The organism is Psychromonas sp. (genome assembly GCF_983033635.1).
The window spans coordinates 1-5,995 of record NZ_CEZLMY010000126.1; the positions used below are offsets into that span (position 1 = coordinate 1).

At 38.4% G+C, this 5,995-nt stretch carries 5 protein-coding genes; 2 read left to right on the forward strand and 3 right to left on the reverse strand.

Going from position 1 to position 5,995, the window contains the following annotated elements:
• Positions 1-524 precede the first annotated feature (524 nt).
• Positions 525-1,331: a reverse transcriptase domain-containing protein gene (locus AC4GME_RS13950; RefSeq protein WP_490379608.1), complete on the forward strand. Its 807-nt coding sequence runs from the start codon at positions 525-527 to the stop codon at positions 1,329-1,331.
• 222 nt (positions 1,332-1,553) lie between these two features.
• On the opposite strand, the gene AC4GME_RS13955 is transcribed toward AC4GME_RS13950, so the two are convergent.
• Positions 1,554-2,549, reverse strand: a complete 996-nt coding sequence (locus tag AC4GME_RS13955; RefSeq protein ID WP_490378840.1) for a hypothetical protein — start codon at positions 2,547-2,549, stop codon at positions 1,554-1,556.
• A 915-nt stretch (positions 2,550-3,464) separates the two neighbouring features.
• Between AC4GME_RS13955 and AC4GME_RS13960 the strand changes: the two genes are divergently transcribed.
• Positions 3,465-3,704: a DUF1107 domain-containing protein gene (locus AC4GME_RS13960; RefSeq protein ID WP_490378769.1), complete on the forward strand. Its 240-nt coding sequence runs from the start codon at positions 3,465-3,467 to the stop codon at positions 3,702-3,704.
• 460 nt (positions 3,705-4,164) lie between these two features.
• On the opposite strand, the gene AC4GME_RS13965 is transcribed toward AC4GME_RS13960, so the two are convergent.
• Both AC4GME_RS13965 and AC4GME_RS13970 read right to left on the reverse strand, forming a co-directional pair.
• Positions 4,165-4,638: a protein NO VEIN domain-containing protein gene (locus tag AC4GME_RS13965; protein WP_490378768.1), complete on the reverse strand. Its 474-nt coding sequence runs from the start codon at positions 4,636-4,638 to the stop codon at positions 4,165-4,167.
• Between the two features lie 92 nt (positions 4,639-4,730).
• Positions 4,731-5,540, reverse strand: coding sequence for a DUF3427 domain-containing protein (locus tag AC4GME_RS13970; RefSeq protein WP_490378767.1), 810 nt, complete (start codon positions 5,538-5,540; stop codon positions 4,731-4,733).
• Between the last annotated feature and the right edge of the window lie 455 nt (positions 5,541-5,995).

Here is a 5,995-nt window from a genome sequence, read left to right on the forward strand (position 1 = left end):
TTGTGTACGCCCAGCATGGGCATGAACTAATGAGGTGAAAGTCCTCTGTAGGAAGGTCACCGTTTAATAAAATATTTGTTATTAAACGCTAACTACTAGCGAATGGCAAGGGCTTATCCGCGAGGATTGGTCTGGAGGAAGCCGCTAGCAAATTTGCGAGCTGATGAACAAGAACATCATATGAGGCGTAGGCTAGAGGTGAGTTGGCACAAGACGACGAAACCACGTGATCTAATGGCCACCGTAAATGATGCAGCAGTGCAAAGAAAGTGCATGCTCTTATCTGGGGAGATCTGCTTAACACGCGATCGGTAACTTAACCAGCTAGGCACTGGTTTATAACTGCCTTGGCTTTTCAGATTCATCAACTGAAAAGAGCGAATTAGATGAAAACCGATAGCGCATGACTGGGCAACTAGGCATGTGAGTAAGCAGAAGTCAGCAGACGGCATAGTAGCCAAACGCCTATCGTAATGGATAGGACAAGGTGAAGGCCTGAACATCTAAACCAAGGAGAAATCATATTGAACTTGAAACACAATAAATCACCATGTTGTGATAGTGCGCCTCAGCGTTCAGATATGAACAATACCTTAAATGAATATTCACTAATGGCACAAATGCTAAGTGATCAAAATATGGGAGCTGCATGGAAACATGTTAAAGCCAACAAAGGCGCACCCGGTATTGATAACATGAGCATTGAAGAATTTGAGCCTTTTGCCTTAGCACATTGGCAAGGGATCAAAGCAAAGCTGATAGAGGGCAATTATCAGCCCCTTCCGGTAAAACGGGTAACTATCCCAAAACCAGATGGCGGAGAACGTTTATTGGGGATCCCTGCTGTAATAGACAGGATGATCCAGCAAGCGATTAGCCAGGTGATCAGTCCCTATTTTGAACCTATATTTTCGCCTTATAGCTACGGATACCGGCCCGGGAAACGAGCCAGTCAAGCGGTCACTCATGTACAAACTTGCATTAAACAAGGGTACAAAACAGCCGTGGATATTGACCTCTCAAAATTCTTTGATGAAGTTAATCATGACATGCTAATGAACCGGATCGGTCGCAAAATCAAAGATAAAGCGTTAATGCAATTACTCGGTAAGTACTTAAGAGCGGGTATTGCAGAAACTGAAACAGGGCTTTGGTTTCCATCGGATAAGGGCGTGCCGCAAGGAGGCCCATTATCACCACTTTTATCCAATATATTATTAGATGAATTGGATAAAAAGCTAACACGAGAGCGATTACATTTTGCTCGTTATGCTGACGACATCATCATTTTGGTTAAGTCTCAGCATATCGGTAAGCGCCATAGAAAATAGACAATCCTACTCTATATGAATTAGTTTTTTATAATGCCCATCCATTTTTATCGTTAAATATGTCCCACTATGATAAATATCCTAAATCGCTGTAGCTATTACGGTTATTGAGCGAATCAAACAATGGCTAAAAAAGCTGTCTCAGTAATGTCACTGTTTAACCAAAGTCGCTTTCTTACATTAATTGGCCTATCGTCTGTCTCGCCCATTGGATGACTGGTTTTAAGGAACTATGCAGATCGAGTCCTTACCTTCGAAGGGAGTGCCGTCGATCAAGTTTCCGAACAGTGTAGCCTCTCCAGATCCGTTACTCCAGTTGCTCGTATCGTCCTCGAAATGGCAGACCAGATCGTGGTACACATCTTCATTTGAGTACTCGATTGAGCACAATGGTCCCTTGTTCCCCCGCACGCGAACTTGCAACCCGCCGAACAATAGGGAAGCCAGATCGATTTCACTGACATCAAAATCCTCGCTACCAAGGATCGCCACGGGAATAACGCCATGGTCGTTGATGTTGAAGCAGTTGGGATCGCTGCCGGGTTTGATGTCGATCACTGGCGATGAAAAAATGTTCGTGGTGATGGTACTGATGCTAGCCTTAATTCCATTTTGGTACTGACTTGAAACGAAATACAATATAATTTTATATTGATCATTTTCCTGAAGGAAGCCATCTGGCAGTACATACGATGTATCTGTAAAAGGTACTTCTGGAACCATGCGTTCTCCACTGCTAATATTCGTAATATCAAGTTCGATAGATAAGGGGAAAATTGGATTAAGCCAACTATCCCATGTCACCGTATTACCAGTTAAAGATAATGCTGTAGGAAAAGTTGGCAGCACTCCTCCTAATTGAATGTTTATACTATCGGTGCTAGCGTCAGTATATGTCACATCAAATCTATATATTCCGTTTGTAAATTCAGATGTAATGTCCGCTTGGGTCCCTTCTATACCAGACCCCCATTGATCACCTTCAGGTGAAAGTCCTAATGGATATGTGTTACCCAGTGGCGTAGTTAACGTAATACTCTGGAATTCAGAAACTGTTCCATATATGTCGGTGTAAAAAGCATAATAGGTGTTTAATGATTCGTCTTGATATCTATTTAACCACACACCAGCTGAAGAAATAGAACCAGCATATAAATTACCAGCCATTATCCAAATTAGAAGTCCGGTAAAAATATACTTGTAAGTTTTAATATTCATTTTTACTTCCTTTCATTTTTAATAATAGTTATTTAACAACTTGCTAATAAATTGAGTTGTGGTCAGTAAATTTGGCCACGGCTTTGTATTCAGTCCAATACGTTTTATCGGCTTGATTCAGACTAAATATCCATCCAAATATAGCGTATACACACATCTTTATTGTGGTTATTTTGGTGGTTTTATAGTCTCTGAAATAATTAGAAAAGATAAGCATTTAAAAAGAGGGAGTTAAGTTATCGGACAAAATGTGGAGTTTATTAAAAATAACGGGGTCGACTCTCGAGTCATCCGATCACGTCAATATTAAGAATGTAGTGGCTTAGTAACGTTGACTATTACTATATAGTTTTAAGCTTAATTTATTAAGGCGCTTTGTGCCCCAAACCGAGCTAGAAAACTAAATCGCTAACGCCCCCATAGTTACTTAGAGTAGGTGCTAATAGCCCCTCTGCCTTATGAAAAACCGAAACGTAGTTTCGCCGGTTGAAGGATTTATGCTTCTCAACAGCAGGGAAAAGTAAGTAAAATAGTGCTGTTCCGAAACGTTTTTTATTCTTACACTACCAACAACTTCTTAGCGCACCGCGTCTGAATCCCCCTCCATGGATATATATGCCCCAAATCACTTTAGAAAACCAACTTGGCACTTCTTAAAATGAAAAATTAAAGACCTGACACTGTTTATTTGCCTAGAAATTCAGTAAATAGGAGGGAAGTGTTCTTTAAAGAACAGAGTTTATTTTTTATTTGGGTAATATTGATCATGCTTGAAGCGCAGCTAAGTAGATAAAGTAAAGCTGCACGGCAATGTGCACGGACAAGAATATATTTCATTCTTTTGTAATATATTAATTATAGACAGACGCACATTAATACTTATCTGTTGAAAAATTAAAAGGGTTAACTGTGAGTATGAAGAATTCATTAACGCTAAGAAGCTTTAAAAAATACCAACCCCGTCAAATAGCCAAATTCGTCAAAGCCTTTTTTAATGGCCGCATCTATATTGTTGGTCTTGGTCGATTACGAGTTTTAGAAGGAAAAGTGGTCGCTTATCAGCATCAAAAAAGTGAAAAGAGCATACTGATTGTAGTCAGTGAAATTAATCAGATTGTCAATGAACTTGCGCAACCAAAAATTGCTGCAGTTTAACGAATAAATAAATAAAACCTATATGTTAATATCAAGCCGTTTGGTGTCGAGGTTAACCGTTAAGCCCCAATATTTATAAGTGATATCCGCTTTCAGCGTGTAAATAGCCAGCTGGCAGGTAAAAGACTTAGAGGGGTATTTAATAGAAACTTATGCATCAATAGTCGCGAACCCTGAAAATATGGTGTGAACGATGAAATAGCCGCACAGATGAACAAAACAAATGAGGTCAGGTTAAATTTAATATTTCAGCTAGAGGTCAGACAGTGCGTCGAGATAAATCGGTAGAAAATTAAAAGGTGATAGTCCTTAGCTCGGTAGCTTGCCAAGTCATAAGCTTTGAATAATCAGGCTACGAGTTAAGCCGTCCCACTCAGTCTGCTAATATTTCCAAATCGCTTTGTGCCCCATAGCGACTTACAAAGCCACAAATTGGTGCCAGTATAACTCAGCCATAACGCTATTTTGGATAGGCTTTATAACTTTCAGGTTCTAGTTCAAAATGGTCTTCAACAGAACCATTTAGTGGATAGAAGTTTGCTTTTCCATTTTTTTTATTGAGGGCGTAAACACGATATATCCAAAACTGATCACCGAGTTGCCTAGATACATCTACTTCATTTCTTGAAATGAAAAAAGCGGTCCTCTTCGAGCTTTCAGTGGTTTTCACTTCGATATACTTTTGGACACCATGTTCATCAAACGATTTGATGTCATACCCTGCACTAGGATTATCTAAAGCAACATGTTCGACCTGGTTCACAAGTTCCGGTAACCCTTTGCTTATTAATTGCTGCTTTTCATACTTGATTACAAGTTCTTCTCCAGCTAAACCTAGATTGCGATTTCGCTCGTCCCTTTGTGCCCAATCTATTGCTTTTGTAGAGTTCTTTTTTCCCCTATTATTTTGACTTTTTTTACGTAAAGAAGGCATTGGTGCTTCTGTTTCCGTTAAAATCACTTCGGAAACATCAATAGGTTTATTAGTCTTGTTACTTTGTTCCGGCCCCCATGTATATATTTCACTTAAAGCACCAGAAGGGAGTGATTGGTGTTCAAGGACATCAAAAATAACTTCAACAGGAATGGTTCTGCTATCTTTTGGGTAGCTATACTCGTTGCAACTAAGTAGACCAACATAAATAAATGGTTGTGTTTTACTTTTATTTTTTGGTGAACCCTTACGAATAAAACTACCGGGGCCCGGTTGATTATCATATCCATGTGAGGAGTTGCAGGTGTGTTAGTGTTTTGAGACTCCCATTGAAAAACTTTACCACCTAATAAAAATGTATCTCGGTACTTGTGTACGTCTTCTTTGTCTTCTTTATTTAGTGTGGCAAATAGAACGACACAATTTTTGAAGCGAGTAATCCCTGTAATATCTCGTACTTGTTTAGGGATCACTGCACCGCCGTGCTCAAAGGCATCTAACTTGGTGTAAGTATCGCCAATGACAAATTTAAAATACTCAAACGTTTCGTTTTCACGTTTTACTTTGGCTTTAATCTCAAATCCTAGCTTTTCAAAAGTGTTGAAGCATTCGCTTCGCAGACCACCAGCAAAGTGTTTAGAAAGAACATTAGCGCCAAGCAAGTTAGATAAAGCCAGCCCAAAAATAGCTTTTGGAGGAAATGGTTTATTGTCTACGATTACGTCATACTTAGTGGAGTCAGTATAAGTATCTATCTCACCATCGAGTGTAATGTATTCTTCTACGGCCTGATGTATATTCTCTTCATTCAAAGAGCTTGAAACAGACGTAAGATTGAATATTCGTCCTGTACCCTTAGCAAGTGGAATATTATTACCTGAATGTGATCTTAATTTTGTCAATTATTGTGTTCCTCAATGTGGTTCAAAATTTCCCTATACGCAACATCTTTTCAAGTTTTTGATTTGAAAACTTAATATATAAAACCAATAGCTGTGGTTATGAATAAAATCAGCAAGACGCAATAAAATGCTGTAACGCAATAAGGTTACTGTCTTCAGATAAGCTGAATTAGGGAATATTTATCAACACAAACGAATAAGTATTTCTACGCTAAAGATAATGGACACGTCTCCGTACTGCACCAATTATTACTTACTGTTTATATCTGACAATTAGAAACCAAGTTTATAAATAACTAAATATTGCTGAAAATTCATAGTAATATATTAACCATAAAGTATGCTTTCACTAATCTATTTTTAAACAGTTAATCTATAGCTCCTATTTTTATACGTGATATTACTATTTATTCGCAATAATTAATTATTACTAATTACAAAAAGTGATAAAATTG

Bases quoted from the DNA above. Each gene is read 5' to 3' on its own strand.
- AC4GME_RS13955 (WP_490378840.1), bottom strand. From the start codon at position 2,549: ATGAATATTAAAACTTACAAGTATATTTTTACCGGACTTCTAATTTGG.
- AC4GME_RS13960 (WP_490378769.1), top strand. From the start codon at position 3,465: ATGAAGAATTCATTAACGCTAAGAAGCTTTAAAAAATACCAACCCCGT.
- AC4GME_RS13965 (WP_490378768.1), bottom strand. From the start codon at position 4,638: ATGCCTTCTTTACGTAAAAAAAGTCAAAATAATAGGGGAAAAAAGAAC.